The 16,679-nt window shown below is 73.3% G+C and carries 15 protein-coding genes; 4 read left to right on the top strand and 11 right to left on the bottom strand.

The genetic code is table 11. The annotated features are described in order from the left end of the window. Window positions 1-16: 16 nt before the first annotated feature. From SCAB_RS03705 to SCAB_RS03685, 5 genes are read right to left on the bottom strand one after another with little or no spacing between them, the layout of a single operon-like run. Window positions 17-895 (bottom strand): STM4011 family radical SAM protein, encoded by an 879-nt coding sequence (locus SCAB_RS03705; RefSeq protein WP_012998710.1) that lies wholly within the window; start codon window positions 893-895, stop codon window positions 17-19. Window positions 896-903: 8 nt separating this feature from the next. After that, a complete protein-coding gene (locus SCAB_RS03700; protein WP_012998709.1) occupies window positions 904-2,274 on the bottom strand; it encodes an STM4012 family radical SAM protein in 1,371 nt (456 codons plus the stop codon). After that, on the bottom strand, window positions 2,271-3,077 hold the full coding sequence (locus SCAB_RS03695) for an STM4013/SEN3800 family hydrolase (RefSeq protein WP_173402957.1): 807 nt from the start codon (window positions 3,075-3,077) through the stop codon (window positions 2,271-2,273). The genes SCAB_RS03700 and SCAB_RS03695 overlap by 4 nt, the downstream gene beginning before the upstream one ends. Before the next feature lie 19 nt (window positions 3,078-3,096). After that, the gene (locus tag SCAB_RS03690) at window positions 3,097-4,287 is read right to left on the bottom strand and encodes an STM4014 family protein (RefSeq protein ID WP_012998707.1); all 1,191 of its coding nucleotides are present in this window, start codon (window positions 4,285-4,287) and stop codon (window positions 3,097-3,099) included. Window positions 4,288-4,324: 37 nt separating this feature from the next. Further along, window positions 4,325-5,293 carry an STM4015 family protein gene (locus tag SCAB_RS03685; RefSeq protein WP_012998706.1) on the bottom strand — a complete coding sequence of 323 codons (969 nt, stop codon included), beginning with the start codon at window positions 5,291-5,293 and terminating at the stop codon, window positions 4,325-4,327. Window positions 5,294-5,553: 260 nt separating this feature from the next. Between SCAB_RS03685 and SCAB_RS03680 the strand changes: the two genes are divergently transcribed. After that, complete coding sequence (locus tag SCAB_RS03680) at window positions 5,554-5,880, top strand: hypothetical protein (protein ID WP_012998705.1); 327 nt, start codon at window positions 5,554-5,556, stop codon at window positions 5,878-5,880. A gap of 77 nt (window positions 5,881-5,957) precedes the next feature. After that, a complete protein-coding gene (locus SCAB_RS03675; protein ID WP_012998704.1) occupies window positions 5,958-6,983 on the top strand; it encodes a DUF6745 domain-containing protein in 1,026 nt (341 codons plus the stop codon). A gap of 18 nt (window positions 6,984-7,001) precedes the next feature. Here SCAB_RS03675 and SCAB_RS03670 read toward each other — a convergent pair whose 3' ends face one another. Next, window positions 7,002-7,622: an L-threonylcarbamoyladenylate synthase gene (locus SCAB_RS03670; RefSeq protein WP_012998703.1), complete on the bottom strand. Its 621-nt coding sequence runs from the start codon at window positions 7,620-7,622 to the stop codon at window positions 7,002-7,004. Window positions 7,623-7,749: 127 nt separating this feature from the next. Further along, window positions 7,750-9,114 (bottom strand): FAD-dependent oxidoreductase, encoded by a 1,365-nt coding sequence (locus SCAB_RS03665; protein ID WP_037726674.1) that lies wholly within the window; start codon window positions 9,112-9,114, stop codon window positions 7,750-7,752. 212 nt (window positions 9,115-9,326) lie between these two features. On the opposite strand from SCAB_RS03665, the gene SCAB_RS03660 reads away from it, so the two are divergent. Next, window positions 9,327-9,776: a hypothetical protein gene (locus SCAB_RS03660; protein WP_060905819.1), complete on the top strand. Its 450-nt coding sequence runs from the start codon at window positions 9,327-9,329 to the stop codon at window positions 9,774-9,776. An 85-nt stretch (window positions 9,777-9,861) separates the two neighbouring features. On the opposite strand, the gene SCAB_RS03655 is transcribed toward SCAB_RS03660, so the two are convergent. Next, window positions 9,862-10,845 (bottom strand): aldo/keto reductase, encoded by a 984-nt coding sequence (locus tag SCAB_RS03655; RefSeq protein ID WP_012998700.1) that lies wholly within the window; start codon window positions 10,843-10,845, stop codon window positions 9,862-9,864. 163 nt (window positions 10,846-11,008) lie between these two features. Between SCAB_RS03655 and SCAB_RS03650 the strand changes: the two genes are divergently transcribed. Then, entirely contained in the window at window positions 11,009-11,791 is a 783-nt protein-coding gene (locus SCAB_RS03650) for an alpha/beta fold hydrolase (RefSeq protein ID WP_012998699.1), read from the top strand. Between the two features lie 21 nt (window positions 11,792-11,812). Here the strand turns inward: SCAB_RS03650 and SCAB_RS03645 are convergent, their stop codons facing one another. The 3 genes from SCAB_RS03645 to SCAB_RS03635 form a co-directional block, all read right to left on the bottom strand. Then, entirely contained in the window at window positions 11,813-12,604 is a 792-nt protein-coding gene (locus SCAB_RS03645; RefSeq protein ID WP_012998698.1) for a hypothetical protein, read from the bottom strand. Window positions 12,605-12,712: 108 nt separating this feature from the next. After that, window positions 12,713-13,600 (bottom strand): Gfo/Idh/MocA family protein, encoded by an 888-nt coding sequence (locus tag SCAB_RS03640; protein WP_012998697.1) that lies wholly within the window; start codon window positions 13,598-13,600, stop codon window positions 12,713-12,715. A gap of 63 nt (window positions 13,601-13,663) precedes the next feature. Continuing rightward, on the bottom strand, window positions 13,664-16,441 hold the full coding sequence (locus tag SCAB_RS03635) for a SpoIIE family protein phosphatase (RefSeq protein ID WP_012998696.1): 2,778 nt from the start codon (window positions 16,439-16,441) through the stop codon (window positions 13,664-13,666). Window positions 16,442-16,679: the final 238 nt, after the last annotated feature.

Genomic DNA, 16,679 nt, shown 5'->3' with positions numbered 1-16,679 from the left:
CCCGGCGGCCGCCGGGTCACGCGCCCGCTCGCCCGCCGATGCCCCGTCGCGCCCGCGGCGTCGGTACGCGTTCCAGGACACCGCCCGCGAAGACGTCGTACAGGGGCAGTGTCTCCAGGTGGACGTACCCGATGTGGCAGTCGCAGACGGCCAGCGGGCACGGGCGGGGCGCGAGCGCCGCGCGGAAGGAACCGTCGTAGAGGTTGCCCAGCTCCGCCTTGACGAAGTGGCAGCGCCGCACCGTCCCCTCGCCGTCCACGGACACGACCGTCGAGCCCGTACGGCAGGCGCGGCCGGCCGAGCGGTGCGGGTGACGGCTGAACGGGAAGAGGGGGTCGAGCCCGGTCCACACCGCCGCCTCCTCGTCGGTGTAGGTGTGCCCCTCGGCGGCGTTCACCCACAGGTACACCTCCTCCGGCAGCTCCCCGCGCAGCCGCCGGGCGTGCTCCAGATGCTCGGGCAGCCCGACGACGCCCACGCTGAACCGGATCCCCATCCCGGCCAGCCGCCGCGTCTTGTCGAGGAACCGCTCGTACGGGGTCTGCCCGGGGTGGTAGGTGCACCACAGCGCCACCGTGTCCCGGTCGGCCCGGTCCAGCCACTCCGTGCGGCAGCTGAGGTTCGTCTGGATCGCCACCCGGTCGATGTGCGGCTCGTGGGAGAGGCCGACCAGCGCCTCCCGGTACCAGGAGCGCGTCAGCCCCTCGCCCCACGGCGTGAAGAGGACCGAGAGCCGGTCCCCGGTCTGCTCCCGGGCCCAGCCGGTGAAGCGGTCCAGGTCCGCGCGGTCGGCCCGCAGCCGGTCCGGGGAGTCGCGGCGCTTGGCGAACGGGCAGTAGGGGCAGTCGTAGTCGCAGGAGGCGAGGGGGCCCCGGTACAGAATCGTCAGGTCCATGGGCTCCGTCACCTCGGCTCGTACCCGGCCATCGCGGCCCGCACGGCGGGGGAGAAGAAGCCGGGCCCGATCGCGTCCGAGTGCGCCAGCCCCTCGCCCGACAGGCGCAGCAGCCCCTCGCCCGCCTCCGCCAGCCAGCCGCGCCCGGCCAGCAGCTCCAGCTCCGCTGGGAAGTCCGCGTACGGGTCCGAGCCGAACCGGCTCCGGTACTCCGCCACCGGCATCCCCCGGGCCTGGAGCAGCGACTGCAGCAGATGACGCCGCCGCGCCTCGTCCTCGTCCACCTCCCGGCCGTGCACGGCCTGGCCGAAGTCCTCGGTGGCCGTGTAGTCGTCGATGATCGTGCGGATCCGGCTCATGCCGACCGCGTAGTCGAAGGAGTAGTGCAGCCTCGACGTGTACGACCGGGCGCCGCAGCCCAGGCCGATCATGCCGTCGGTCTGGCAGGCGTGGTCGTCCGGGCCCTGCGCCGGCGCGTCCGCGCGGCGGAACATCCGCATGGAGACCTGCTCGTAGCCCTGCGCGAGCAGATGGTCCCGGCCCTCGCGGTAGCGCCGCAGCCGGGTCTCGTCCCACTCGCGGTCCGCGACCGCCGGGTCCGCGTGGCGCCCGAGCCCCGTCAACGGCCGGACGTACAGCGGATAGAGATAGATCTCCTCCGGCCGCCAGGCGAGGGCCGCGTCCAGGGACAGCCGCCAACTGGCCGCCGTCTGCCCGTCGATGCCGTAGATCAGGTCGATGTTGAGAACGGGCAGGCCGGCGTCGCGGATCCGGCCGAGAGCGGCCTCGACGTCGGAGCGCCGCTGCGGGCGTACGGCCGCACGGGCCTCCTCGGCCACGAAGCTCTGCACACCGAGACTCAGCCGGGTGGTGCCCCGCTCGGCCAGGACCGCCAGCCGGTCGGCGGTCGCCGTGGCGGGGGACGCCTCCACCGACAGCGGGATCGCCCGCAGGTCCGCGCCCAGGTGCCGCTCGGCGATGTCGCACAGCCGCTCCAGCTCGGCGGCCTCCAGATAGGTCGGTGTGCCCCCGCCGAAGGCGGCGTTGGCGAACCGCACCGGCTCCTCGTCGCCGAGGGCCTCCCGCACCGCGATCGCCTGCCGTTCGAGGGCGTCGAGATAGCGGCCGGTCAGCCCGTCCGGAGCGCCGATGCGGGTGAACAGGTTGCAGAAGCCGCACCGCACCTCGCAGAACGGGATGTGCGCGTACAGCGACAGCGCCTGCCGGGACTCCCCGGCCCACAGCCCCGCCAGCCGCGGGGCGCCGGGCAGCTTCCGGTACGCCGTCTTGTGCGGGTAGGCGTACACGTAGTGCTGATAGGGCCGTACCGATGCCGGGGCGTCGGTGCCGGTGTCTGTGTCGGTCACGGTGACGGTCATGCGGACGGCTCCAGGAAGAAGTGGCTGTAGGGGACGGTCCACACGGCCTCGTGGCCGAGCCGGTGTCCGGTGTAGCCGTCCTCGCCGTAGGTGGTCCCGTGGTCGGAGCAGACGACGGCGAAGCAGCGGCGCCGCGCACTCATCGCGGCGAAGAGCCGCCCGATGTGCCGGTCGACGTACTCCAGGGCCGCCGCGTGCGTGGCCAGGCTGTCGCCCGCCTCCCGGGTGGCGCCCGGCAGATGGAACCAGTTCGGCTGGTGCAGCGCCGAGACGTTGAGGAACAGGAACAGCCGCTGTCCGGCGGGCAGTTCGGCCACGATCCGTTCGGCGCGGGCCACCTGGGACTCGAAGGAGGTCGGGGACGCCACGGAGAACTCCGGCTCCCAGTGGCTCTCCTGGAACAGGCCCGGCAGGACGCTGCCGAGGGCCCCCTGTTTGTTGAAGAAGCCGACACCGCCGACGCACACGGTGCGGTAGCCGCGCGCGGCGAGCGCCGACACCAGGTCGGGGCTGTCGAAGACGAACGTGTCGCCCGCGGTGGTCTCGCTGCCCGCGAACCGGCTCGCGAACAGCCGAGGATGCGGGCCGGGCGCCGCCGGGGTGGGCAGGAAACCCGCGAACATCGCCTGGTGCGAGGCGTAGGTGAAGCTGCCGGGCGCGTGGCGCTTCTCCCAGGCGCCGCCCGGCAGCCTGCCGGCCAGGTTCGGCAGCCGGCCCGCCGCGGCCAGCTCCACCGCCACGTCGTACCGCAGCGTGTCCAGGGTGAGCAGCAGCAGGTCGTCGCGGCCCACGACCTCGTTCATGTCGGGGGCGCCGGCCGGGTCAGCAGGGTGCATGGTCGTTCCTCGCGTGGGGGTGGTGCCAGGGGGCCGTGGACGAGGGGCCCGGTGGCGGGGCGTCGCGCACGGCGGCGAGCTGCGCCGCGTAGGTGTCCAGGCCCTCCGCCGGGCCGCCGGGCAGCCCGGTCAGCCGGGGCAGCAGATCACCGAATGCGTTGACCTCGCCCACGGCGAACCGGCGCCAGCCGATCGCCGGGAGCAGGTCCACGCCGACGCTCAGCGTGCCGGGGAAACAGGCGGCGGCCCGCTCGCAGATGTCGAGGGCCTGCCGCCAGCGGTCGCCCGCCGCCTCCACGACGGAGGTGAGATCGCCCCGCGCCCCGCCCAGATGGAGGTTGGTCATCGGGAAGCGGCTGGTGCGCACCACGGCGTGCGTGGCCCGGCCCGCCACGACCAGCACCCGCAGATCGGCCGACCGGCCGTGCGCGGACGCCTTCGGCAGCCAGCGCTCGATGTGCAGGCCGTCGGCCGCGAGCACGTCGACGATGCCGGCGATGTCCCGCTCGTCCGAGTAGCGGCGCACCCGCAGCGAGTTGTGCAGCCGGAGCGGGGCGCGCGGCCCGCCGCCGGCGGCGACCTCCACGGAGGTGGTGGCCCTGATCCGCCCGCTCGTCGACGACTCCACGGCCAGCACCCCGGACGCGGAGGACCCGTGGGCGAGCTTCACGAAGACACGGGGCATGCCGTGCTCCCGCATCGCCGCCCGCACGTCGTCCCAGCCGCGCACCGGCCACGCGCCGCCCGAGGTGGGCGACGGGGGCACCGGGACGCCCGCCGTGTCGAGCCGGGCGTGGCACAGCCGCTTGTCGAACAGCACCGGCAGGTCCGCCGGATCGTCCAGCCGCAGCCCGCCCCGCAACGACCCCACCGCGGCCATGAACCGGCCGTACCAGGTGCCCGACCCCTCCACCCGCGTGGGATCGTCGACGCCCCGCAGCAGCCGGTCCACCTCGGCGTTCTCGCCCGGCGAGTCCAGCCGTACGATCTCGTCCTCGGCGAACGTGTGGCCGCCGTCGCGCAGCACGTCCCGCCACTCGACGACCCGCGGCGTACCGACGCCGGCCGCCTCGGCCGCCGCGCGGAACAGCCCGACCCGCCGGTTCTCCCCGTTCCCGACGACCACCCACCGGTACGGGCCGGGACCCGCCCCCGCCGCACCGCTCCCACCGGACATGCCGCCCCCCTTTTTTCGACCGTGACCGTCTACGTGTTCACTCGCTCACCGCGACGAACCGCCAGACCGTGCCGTCCTCCTCCTCGTCCGACTCGGCGTCGTCGGCGTCGACGTCGACCTGGACCCCCTCGGCCTCCAGGGAGTCCCGGAGGCGGTCGCGCATTCCCGGGCTCAGGTAGTTGTGGTGCAGGTCCAGCGTGCGCAGGTGCGTCAGCGGCTGGCCCGTGAGGAGCGCGGTCGCGCCGTCGTCGGTGAGGACGCCCATGGACACGTCCAGGACGTCGAGGCGGGCCACCACGGGGGCCGAGGCCAGGGCGACGCAGATCTCGTCCTGCATCTCGCTGTTGCGCAGGGCCAGGTGCTTGAGGGCCGGCAGCCGGGTGCCGGCGAGGATCGGCGCGAGGTCGGCGACCTCGGCGTCGCCGCCGTACTCGGACGTCCCCAGCCACAGGTCCAGCTCGACCAGGGCCGGCAGGTCACTGCCCGCGACGCCCCGGACGGCTTCCACGGGCATGCCGCCGGTCTCCACCGTCAGCGAACGCAGCCGTTCGTGCCGCAGCGCCGGGAACCGGAGCTCCTGGCCGCCGCGCACACCGAACTCCTCCAACTCCGGGAAGGCGTCCAGCAGCGGGCCGACATCGCCCTGGTTGATCCAGGAGATCTCGCACTCCTCGCCCACGATGTCGCCGAGGAACAGGGCGCGCAGCGCGGGCAGCCGGTCCTTCGCCGCGATCAGGGCCTCGACGATCGTCTCGGGGCCGCTGTCGTAGGCCTCGTTCCAGGCGCCCACGACCAGCGCCCGCACCTTCTCGGTGGCGACGGAGGCCAGGAACCGGGCGAACGCCTCCTCCCACCCCTCCTCGCTGTCGTAGGCGTCCACGGCGATGCTCCAGGCCACCGACTCGGGGGAGGGCAGGTGCCCGGCTCCCTCGGGGCCCTTCACCGACTCGGGGAAGCGGTGGACCGGCAGGCCGTGGAACTCCTCCAGATGGCTCCCGATGGTCATGTGCGCCCCGCCCCTTCGTCTTCTGTCCATGGACGGAGCCGGGCCTGTGCCCGGACCGTCCGCCTCGCCCCCGCGGCGCAGGGCGCCGCCGGGTAGGGGAGTTCTACCAAGTCCGACTGACACCGTGTGCGGCGGACCCCTGTCCTGGGGACGAACAGCCGTCCGCCCCCTTCGGCGAACGGGCGTGCGCGGACCGATTGTCAGTGGCGGGCCCTACGGTCCTGTCGTGGCACAGCGCGTGCCCGACGGGAGGGAGACCCATGTACCGGCAAGGAGACGTCCTCATCGCGCCGTTGGAGCAGACCGCCGTGCCCGGCGACGCGCTCGACGCCGCCTCGGAGCCGCGGGACGGGCGCGGCCGGCTCGTCCTCGCCCTCGGCGAGGTCACCGGGCACGCCCACGCCGTGGTCGGCCCCGGCCGGCTCGTCCGCGAGGCGGGCCCGTTCGGGCCGATGCTGCTGCACGTGCCGGAGGGAGCCCGCGTCGTCCACGAGGAGCACGCGGCCATCTCCCTGCCCAAGGGCTGGTACCGGGTCGTACGGCAGCGGGAGTACGTACCGGGGTCGGTGCGGATCGTCGCCGACTGAACCGGCGGGGCGGGGAGGGCGGCCGCGGTGTGCGGCGGGCCCGCAGGGACGGACATACGGGATCCAGGAGGAACGGCGTGACGGAACGGACGAGTTGGCGGGCGGTGGCGGCGGCCACGGGGGCGGGCGACCGGGCCCGGGCGGAGGCGGGCGTGCGCCTGGCCTACCGGCGGGCCGGGCTGCGGGAGCCCGGACTGATCGTGTGGGCCCGCTCGCCCCTGGAGGCGGTGCGCCTGCTGTCGGGAGCGCCGGGGGAGGACGGCGAGGCGCTGCCCGCGACCGGGGCGAGCGTCCGCGACGCGGTGCGCAACAGGGCCGTCGCCGCCGAACGGGCCCGGCTGCACACCCGGCTGGGCCCCACCGGCTGGAGCGCCCACTGGACCGCGACGGGCGCCGGCCTGTGGGAGACGACCCGTCCGCTGATCGACCGCGTCCGCACCGGCGTCGTCGAGGCCCTGGCCCCCGCGGACCGCACGGCGGAGACCGGCATCCGTCTGCTCCTCCTGGACGCCGTCCTCGGCCAGCACGACGCGGCCTGGCTGTCCGCGTTCGACACCGCCCCGGGCCTCGACGCACTGGCCGAGGTCGCCCGTACGGCCGGCTGGTGGTGGCCGTACGAGAACGTCGCGGTCGTCACCGAGCGGCCCGTGGAACTGCACCGCGACGAGGCGGGCCGGCTGGACCGCGGCGACGGGCCCGCGCTCGCCTACGCCGACGGATTCGCCCTGCACGCCTGGCGCGGGCTGCCCGTCCCCGGTGCCTTCCTCGACCGGCTGGGCTCCCTGACCCCGGCGGAGATCCGGGCGGAGGAGAACGCGGAACTGCGCCGCGTGATGCTGGAGTTCTACGGCTACGACCGCTATCTGGAGGAGTCCGGCGCGCAGCCGGTGCACCGCGACGAGACGGGCGTGCTGTGGCGCATAGCCCTGCCGGGCGACGAGGACGTGGTGATGGTCGAGGTCGTCAACTCCACGCCGGAGCCGGACGGCACGAGCCGCACCTACTGGCTGCGGGTGCCGCCCGCCACGACCACGGCCCGGGAAGGGGTGGCCTGGACGTTCGGGCTGAGCGCCGAGGCGTACGAGCCGCTGCGGCAGACCTGAGCCGGGCCGCCGCCGGGGTCACTCGAACCGTGAGGTGTCGCCCGCGCCCTTGCGGATGATCTCCGCCTCGCCGCTGGAGAAGTCGATGACGGTCGTCGGCTCGGTGCCGCAGTCCCCGGAGTCCACCACCGCGTCGACCAGGTAGTCCAGGCGTTCCTTGATCTCCCAGCCCTGGGTCAGCGGCTCCTCCTCGTCGGGCAGCAGCAGGGTGCTGGAGACGAGCGGCTCACCCAGCTCGGCGAGCAGGGCCTGGACCACGCGGTGGTCGGGGATGCGCACGCCGACGGTCTTCTTCTTGGGGTGGAGCAGCTTGCGGGGCACCTCCCTCGTGGCGGGGAGGATGAAGGTGTAGCTGCCGGGCGTCGACGCCTTCACGGCGCGGAACACGTCGTTGTCGACATGGACGAACTGGCCCAGCTGCGCGAAGTTCTCGCACACCAGGGTGAAGTGGTGGCGGTCGTCGAGCTGCCGGATCGTCCTGATCCGCTCGATGCCGTCACGGCTGCCCAGCTGGCACCCCAGCGCGAAGCAGGAGTCCGTCGGATACGCGATGAGCCCACCCTGACGAATGCTGTCGGCCACCTGCCCGATGGCACGCGGCTGGGGGTTGTCGGGGTGCACGTCGTAGTACTTGGCCATTGGACGAGCTTATGCCCCTGGGGCCGCGGGCCCCTGAAAGGGGCGCGGGGAACTGCGCGACCGGCCACGGACAACCCACAGCCGAACAACCGCCCGCAGTCCCCCAGCCCTGCCCCGAGCGGAGCGCCTACGCGCCGCTGGCGCGCAGCATGTCCTCACGCTCGACGATCTTCACGCGCTCACGGCCCTGCGGCTCACCGAGCGCCTTCTCGGCGGCGTCGAGCTCGTACCAGCCCTGCCACGTCGTGAAACGCACGTTGCGCTCGGCGAGGAACGCGTCCACGGCCTCCGGGGCGGGCGCGGACGGCTCGTGCAGCCGGCCGTTGGCGAAGTCGTCCAGGAGGTTGGCGACGGTCTCGTTGGCGTCGCCCTTGGTGTGCCCGATGAGGCCCACCGGACCGCGCCGGATCCAGCCGGTGACGTACGTCGACTGCAGGTGCGCGCCGGTCTCCTCGATGACCCGGCCGCCCGCGTCCGGGACGGTGCCCGACTCGACGTCCCAGGGGAGCTTGGGCAGCTTGTCCGAGAGGTAGCCGACCGCGCGGTACACGCCGGTGACGTCCCAGTCCTTGAACTCGCCGGTGCCCTTGACGTTGCCGGTACCGTCGAGGGCCGTGCGCTCGGTGCGCAGGCCGACGACCTTGCCGTCCTCGCCGAGGATCTCGGTGGGCGACTCGAAGAAGTGCAGGAACAGCTTGTGCGGGCGGTCGCCGGTGTCGCGGATCGCCCAGTTCTCCAGGGTCTTGGCGACCATGTCGGCCTGCTTGTTGCCGCGCCGGGTCGCGATGGAACCCTCGTCGTAGTCGATGTCCTCGGGGTCGACGATGACCTCGATGTTGGGGGAGTGGTCGAGCTCCCGCAGCTCCATCGGGGAGAACTTCGCCTGCGCCGGGCCGCGGCGGCCGAAGACGTGGACCTCCAGCGCCTTGTTGGCCTTCAGGCCCTCGTACACGTTGGCCGGGATCTCGGTCGGCAGCAGCTCGTCGGCCGTCTTGGCGAGGATGCGGGCCACGTCGAGCGCGACGTTGCCGACACCGAGGACGGCGACCTTCTCGGCCTCCAGCGGCCAGGTGCGCGGCACGTCCGGGTGGCCGTCGTACCAGGAGACGAAGTCGGCCGCGCCGTACGAGCCGTCGAGGCCGATGCCGGGGATGTCGAGCGCGCGGTCGGCCGTCGCGCCCGTGGAGAAGATCACGGCGTCGTAGAACGCGCGCAGATCGTCCAGGTTGATGTCCCCCGGGTAGTCGACGTTGCCGAAGAGGCGTATCTGCGGCTTGTCGAGGACCTGGTGCAGGGCGGTGATGATGCCCTTGATGCGGGGGTGGTCGGGGGCCACGCCGTAACGGATCAGTCCGAACGGGGCGGGCATCCGCTCGTAGAGGTCGATGGACACGCCGGGCTCGGTGGCCACGTCGGACTTCAGCAGCGCGTCGGCGGCGTAGATCCCGGCGGGTCCGGCTCCGACGATGGCCACCCGCAGAGGGCGGGGCATGTTCAGGTTCCCTTCGAGCGGAGAAAAGCGACTCGACGCCAACCCTAAACTAAGGCAACCCTTACCAGGTACTCGGGTCGGGTCTATGACCTCATAAGGCGATCTTATGCCATCCGGGGGAATGGGCGGACGGCGGGAGTGCCGCCGGGTCCTCGGCCGACACGGTCGTCGAGAGCGTGTTTGCCGGGGCGCGGAGCGGCAACGCGGTCTTCATGACTGGATCGAACAAGGACCCGAACGAGAACTCCGCGTCCACCGGGACGACCGCCGCCAAGGCCCGCCGGACGGCCGCCAAGGCCACGGCACCGGCCTCCGAGTCCGCGAAGACGGCCGCGGCCAAGAGCGAGAGCGCCGCCTCGTCCGTCAAGTCCGGTGCCGGACACGCGGCCGAGGCGACCAAGCGTGCCGCCGACACCACGAGCGCGGCCGTGCAGAGCGCGGCGAAGGGCGTCGAGGCGGGCCGCCAGGCCGTCGTCCAGGCGTCCGGCCAGGTGGCGGCCACCGCCAGGACGGCCATGACCGTCATCGCGCACCGCAAGCTGGTCGCCGCCGGTGTGGGTGCGGGCCTGACGGCCCTGACCGCCGCCTCCTACGCGGTCGGACGCCGCTCCGGACGCCAGGTCCAGGGGCCCCTCACCCGGCTCACCGGCGGCCGTATCTGACGCGCCCGCCGCGGGGTGGACACCCACGCGCGGGAGGCGGCCGGCCGGCCGCCTCGCGCGCGGCGCTCCCTCACGCCCGGCCGTCCTACCAGCGGCCCTCGACCTGCTCCTTGACGCGCCGGTCGTACAGGTCGCGGATCGCCGTGAGCGTCTCGCCGGACAGCTCCGGCAGCGCGGCGGCGGCCGCGTTGGCGCGGGCCTGGTCCGTGGTGCGGGCGCCCGGGATCACCGTCGTGACGCCCGGCAGCTGGACGATCCAGCGCAGCGCCAGCTGGGCCGGGGTGTAACCGTCGGGGGTCAGTCCGGCGAACTCGACGGCCGCCTCGACGCCCGTGGCGTAGTCGACGCCGGAGAACGTCTCGCCCTGGTCGAACGCCTCGCCGTGCCGGTTGTACGTGCGGTGGTCGTTCGCCGCGAAGACCGTGTCCTTCGTGTACTTGCCGGACAGCAGCCCCGACGCCAGCGGAACGCGCGCGATGATCGCGACGCCCGCCTTCTCGGCGGCGGGGAGGACGTCGAGGAGCGGCTTCATCCGGAACGGGTTGAGGATGATCTGCACGCTCGCCACGTTCGGCCGGGCGATCGCCGTCAGCGCCTCCGCGCAGGTCTCCACGCTCACGCCGTACGCGGCGACGCGCTCCTCCTCGACCAGGGTGTCGAGCGCGTCGAACACCTCGTCGGAGGAGTAGACGGGCGTGGGCGGGCAGTGCAGCTGGACCAGGTCGAGCCGGTCCACGCCGAGGTTGCGCCGGGAACGGTCGTTCCAGGCCCGGAAGTTGTCGAGGACGTAGTTCTCGGGGATCTGGTCCGCGCGACGGCCCATCTTCGTCGCGACGAACACATGGAGGTCGGGCCTGCTCCGCAGGAACGTGGCGATGGTCTGCTCGCTGCGTCCGTCGCCGTAGACGTCGGCCGTGTCGAAGAAGGTCACCCCCGACTCGGCGGCCGCCTCCAGCACCGCCAGTGCCTCCGTGTCGTCGACGTCTCCCCAGTCGGCGCCCAGCTGCCATGTGCCGAGACCGACGACGGACGCGTGCTGACCGGACCTACCGAATGCGCGTTCTTCCATGCCGTCAGTCTGTCATCCGCCGGGTGGGTCCGGTCCTGCGGCCGGTCCGGGCGGACGTGTCCTTCGCGCGGCTCCGCGGATTCCCCGGCGGACGCCGGTGACGAGGGGCCGGGGAGGCGGCTACGGTACCGGTCAGTAACCGGACCGCACCGCAGGAGGCCCCATGCCGCAGCTCGAAGTCGACGGCGCCGTGCTGACGTACGACGACGAGGGCCCCCGCGACGGTGACGGCGTGCCCCTGGTCTTCGTGCACGGATGGACCGCGAACCGGCACCGCTGGGACCACCAGGTCGCGCACTTCTCCGGGAAGCGGCGCGTGATCCGGCTGGACCTGCGCGGCCACGGCGAGAGCCGTGGCGCGGGGGTGCGCACGATCGAGGAGCTGGCCGAGGACGTGCTCGCCCTCCTCGACCATCTGGAGGTCCAGCGGTTCGTCCTCGTCGGGCACTCCATGGGCGGCATGATCTCCCAGACGATCACCCTCGCCCACCCGGAGCGGGTCGAGCGCCTGGTGCTGGTCAACTCCATCGGCCGCATGACCTACAGCCGCGGCCGCGGCCTGCTGATGGCCGTCTCCACCCGCGTCCCCTTCAAGCTGTTCGTCGCCGCCAACATCCAGCGGGCCTTCGCCCCCGGCTACCCCCGCGAGCAGATCCGGGAGTACATCCGTGCCTCGGCGGCCACCCCGCGCGAGGTCGTCATGACCCTGTACGGCGCCATGCGCGCCTTCGACGTCCTCGACCGGCTCGGCGAGATCAGCACACCGACCCTGCTCGTCCACGGCTACCACGACATCCAGCTCCCGGTCTCCCAGATGCTGCGCATGGCCACCGCGTGCCAGGACGCCGAGGTGCGCATCCTGGACGCCGGTCACGAACTCCCGGTGGAGAAGCCGGCGGAGCTCACCGCCACCCTCGACCGCTTTCTCACCGGCGCCCGTCCCTGACCCCCCGGCGCGTTCCCGGCATCACACGGCCGGGCGGGAGCGCGTCCGGCCCCGGCCCAGGAGGCCGCCGAGCGAGCGCAGCCACCCGAGGACGGCGCCCACGGCCGCCCGGGTCCGGGGCAGCCGGTCGATGTCCGCGGCCAGGGACAGCGCCGCGCCCGTCCAGGCGAAGCCGAAGGACCAGACGGAGAGCCATTCGCACAGGTACAGGGGGGTGATCGTCCAGTCCTCGCCCACCCCGGTGGCCGCCGCGACGGCCGCGAGCGCCATGAAGACGAGGATCAGCACCCCCGCAACGAGGTAGGGACGCCGGACGTACGACCGTTCCTTGATGCCCGGCGCCCCGTGCATGAAGAGGCAGAACGCCGCCATCGCCGTCAGCAGGGCGACGGCGAGGACCTGGTGCAGGACCGAGACCGTCTGCTGCCCCGCGTCGCCCCCGGATCCCGGCGCGGTGGGGAAGAGGGCGACGCCGAGGGCGCAGAGTCCGGCGACGGTGCCCAGAACGTCGTGGAACCGGTTGAAACGGTAGACGACCAGGAAGATCCCGAGGGCGCAGAGACCGCCGACGAAGAGATCGCGGGTGCTGGTGTGGTACGAGCCGCTCATGGAACCGGGCCAGGCGTCGCCGCCGTCGCCGCCGGTGAGCCGCGCCGCGATCCAGTTGCCGGCCGGCAGCGCCAGGGGCAGCAGGACACCGATGATCCCGACCCCCAGGCGCAGCCGCATGACCGTCCGCGCGTCCTGATCCTTCTTCGAGGCCGCCAGTCTGCGCCGCAGGTTCTCGGCGGCGCTCCCGTTCGTCGCGCTCACGGGCCCTCCTCACGCTCACGGGACGCGCGAGGCGGAGGCGTGCCCGCCACCGGACGATGTCCGGTATAAAGCCCACCTAAACTCGAACGGGCACTCGGGCGGCGTGTGTCAGCCGGTCAGCCGTTCCTCCGCGGCGACGAGCAGCTCCGTCACGCGCAGCGCGAAGGCGGCGTCGCACGGATGCGGACGGCCACCGCGCGCGGCCGCCAGCAGCGCGTCCCCCGCCCGTACGAGTGCCTCCACGGCCCCCTCGTCGGACCCCGGCAGTACGGTCGTCCCGGTCCGGCCGCGCAGCTCGACCGTCGTCCCGGAGGCCGCGGGCGGCGCGGTGAGGCTGAGCGTGAGCGTGCTGGACGCCCCGCCGGCGTGCAGCAGCACCAGGTGGACCGTGTCCCCGGCCCCGCGCACGGCGGCCGCGACCTGCTCCACGTCCCCGAGGACGGGCAGCAGCACCGACAGGGCGTGCGGGCCCACGTCCCACAGGCCGCCCTTCTCGCGCCGCCACGGCGAGTCGGCGAAGGGACTGTCGCTCTCGTCGTCGAACAGCGATCCGAACCACTCCGCACGGGCCGTGAACCAGCCCCCGGCCGCGGCCTGCGCGGTGATCCACGCGTCGACGGCGGCCTGGAAGCGGGCGGTGAAGAAGACGACCGAGGCCACCCCGGACTCCGCCACCGCCTCCACGACGGCCCGCCCCTGCCCGACGTCCGTCGCCAGGGGCTTGTCGAGCAGCAGATGGCAGCCCGCCCGGGCGGCACGCGCCGCCAGCGGTGCCTGGACGGCGGGCGGCAGGGCCACGGCGACCGCGTCCACGTCGGCGAACAGGGTGTCCACGTCCTCGTACACGGGCACGCCGCCGTGCCGGTCGGCGAGTGCCTTGGCCGCCTCCGGGCGCCTGCCCCACACCCCCGCGAAGTCCAGCTCCGGGTGCGCGCCGAGCGCGGGGGCGTAGGCCATGTCGGCCCACGGGCCGGTTCCGAGCAGTCCGATACGCATGCTCCGGTCTCTCCTTGCGCTGTGGCGGCCCCGCCCTCGAACGGCGGGGCCTGTCGAGGACCGTCAGGGCAGTGCCTGTTCGGTCCAGATGGTCTTGCCCGTGGGGGAGTAGCGGGTGCCCCAGCGCTGGGTGAGCTGCGCGATGAGGTACAGCCCCCGGCCGCCCTCGTCGGTGGTCGCGGCGTACCGCAGATGGGGCGAGGTGTGGCTGCTGTCGGTGACCTCGCAGATCAGCCGGCTGTCGTGGATCAGACGGACCCGGATGGGGCCGCCGCCGTACCGGATGGCGTTGGTGACCAGCTCGCTGAGGATCAGCTCGGTGGTGAACTCCAGCTCCTCCAGGCCCCAGGCGGTCAGCTGCCGGGTGGCCTCGGAGCGCGCCCGGCGGACGGCCGCCGGGTCGTCCGGCACCTCCCACTCCACGACACGGTCCCGGTCCAGCGCCCGGGTGCGGGCGACGATCAGCGCGATGTCGTCGCTCGCGCGGCTCGGCGGCAGCGCGTCGAGCACGGCCTCGCAGGTGCCCTGCGGGGAGGTGTCGGCCCCGGTCAGCGCCGTGCGCAACAGTTCGAGACCGTCGTCGATGTCCCGGTCCCGGTGCTCGACGAGCCCGTCGGTGTAGAGCACCAGCCGGCTGCCCTCGTCCAGCTCCAGCCGGGCCGTCTCGAAGGGCAGTCCGCCCAGGCCGAGCGGTGGGCCGGCCGGCACCTCGGGGAACTCCACGGTGCCGTCGGGCCGGGCCACCGCGAGCGGCGGATGACCCGCCCTGGCGACGTCGCAGCGCCGCGAGACAGGGTCGTAGACGGCGTACAGACAGGTCGCCCCGGTGATCGGCGCGGTGCCGTCCAGGGCCGCCTCGTCCTGGTCGATCCGGCTGACCATCTCGTCCAGCAGCCCGAGGATCTCGTCCGGCGGCAGATCCAGCGCGGTGAAGTTGTGCACGGCGGTGCGCAGCCGCCCCATCGTGGCCGCCGCGTGCAGCCCGTGCCCCACGACGTCGCCGACGACGACCGCGACCCGGGTGCCGGACAGCGGGAGCACGTCGAACCAGTCCCCGCCCACCCCGGCCTGCGCCGGAAGATAGCGGTAGGCGACGTCCAGGGCGCTCTGCTCGGGGAGGTTGCGCGGCAGCAGGCTGCGCTGCAGGGCCTCCGCCATCGTGTGCTCGCGGGTGTACCGGCGCGCGTTGTCGATGGACACCGCCGCCCGCGCGACGAGCTCCTCGGCGAGCGCCCGTTCCTCCTGGTCGAACGGCTCGGGCTTCTCCGAGCGCCAGAAGTTGGCGACCCCCAGCACCAGCTGGCCCACCCGCAACGGCACGGTGATCAGCGAGTGGATGCCGTACTCGACGACCTGCGCCGACCGTTCGAGATCCTGCGCCTGCCAGCCAGAGGCCCGGCTGAGGTCGGTCACCAGGGTCGAGGTGCCGCTGTCGATGCTGCGGGCCTGCGGCGAGGAGGCGACGAGGTCGATCCGCTCGCCCACCTTGTACAGGGGGGCGTCCTTGCGGATGCCGCTGCAGGCCGTACGGCGCAGCCGGGTGACCGTGTCGGGCTCGTCGCCGTTGAGCGCCGCCGGGGCGAGGTCCACGGTGACGAAGTCCGCGAACCGGGGGACGGCCACCTCCGCCAGCTCCTCGGCGGTGCGGGTCACGTCCAGGCCGGTGCCGACGCCCACTCCGGCGTCGTAGAGCAGCCGCAGACGCTCCCTGGCCGCCTCGGCGCGCCCGGAGAGGGCACGCAGCTCGGTGGAGTCGCGGAACGTGGCCACGCTGCCGGAGGGCTCGCCCTGCAGATCGGTGGCCCGCTGGTTGACGGCGAGCAGCCGGTCGCCGACGAGGTGCACCTCGTCGTTGGCGACGCGCCCCGAGGCCAGCAGGTCGGCCATGGGGGATTCCAGCCCCAGGGCGTGGACGTCCTGTCCCTCGGCGTCCGCGGGCAGGTCGAGCAGGCGGTGCGCCTCGTCGTTGGCGAGCAGCAGCCGGCCCCCGCCGCCGATGATGATCACGCCTTCCCGTACGGCGTGCAGCACCGCGTCGTGGTGCTCGTACATGCGGGTCATCTCGGACGGACCGAGGCCGTGGGTCTGGCGCAGGAGCCGCTTGCTGACCAGTGCCGTGCCCGCCGTGGCCAGCGCGAGGGCGGCCGCGGCGGCGATCAGCACCAGGGGCAGCTGCTGTTCCGCGACCCCGCCCACGTTCTCGGTGGTGATCCCGGCCGAGACCAGGCCGACCACCTTGCCGTCGGGGTCCTTGACCGGCACCACGGCCTGGACGAGGGGGCCGAGGGTGCCGTTGACCTCCTCGGTGAAGGACTCGCCCTTCAGCGCCGGCCCGAGGGTGCCCACGAACTTCTTGCCGATGCGGTCCGGCTTGGGATGGGTGTAGCGGATCCCGTCGGTGTTCATCACGACGATGAAGTCGACCTTGGACTGGACCCGGGCGGCCTCCGCCCTCGGCTGGAGGATCGCGGTGGGGTCGTCCGCGGCCAGCGCCTCCCGGGTGCCCGGCGCGTTGGCGAAGGTCTCCGCCACGGCGAGCGAACGGTTGTGCGCCTCCTCGCTGCTGTCGTGCCGCACCTGGAGAACCAGCGCCACCACGGCCGACACGACCAGCACCAGCACGATCACCACCTGGAGCAGGAAGACCTGCCCGGCGACGCTGCGCCCGCCCACCGCCGACCGCAGCCCCGCGAGCGGGCCTGCGCGGTGTTCGGGTCCCCGGCTCGCGCCGCCGTCGGTTCCGTGCCGTACCCGCCGGGCGCGGTCGTCCGGGCCCTGCGCGGACCGGCCCTGGGGGCGGCGGGTCGACCGAGAGCGAGATCGACCCAGGAGACGCACCATGTGCCCATGTCTACACTGCCCCGCGCCCGGAGGCGAGAGGGGGTCGCGCGCGGTCACGGCCGGTGCCCTCGACGACACGGTACGGAGAGCGCTTGCTGCCGCTTTGACCATGTGTGGCTTCCCGCTACCTGTCATCTTCCTGTGAATTCCCGGGACGTTTGAACACTTTGGGCTCCGGCTCCGTATGGGGCTGGGGTTTTTCATGTCCGGACCCGATCACGACGTTGTAGGAGCTATC

The sequence above is a fragment of the Streptomyces scabiei 87.22 genome, assembly GCF_000091305.1.
In the GTDB taxonomy this organism is placed as follows: Bacteria; Actinomycetota; Actinomycetes; order Streptomycetales; family Streptomycetaceae; genus Streptomyces; species Streptomyces scabiei.
The sequence above is the reverse complement of the archived record's forward strand: the minus strand, read 5'-3'. Positions and strand labels throughout refer to the sequence as shown.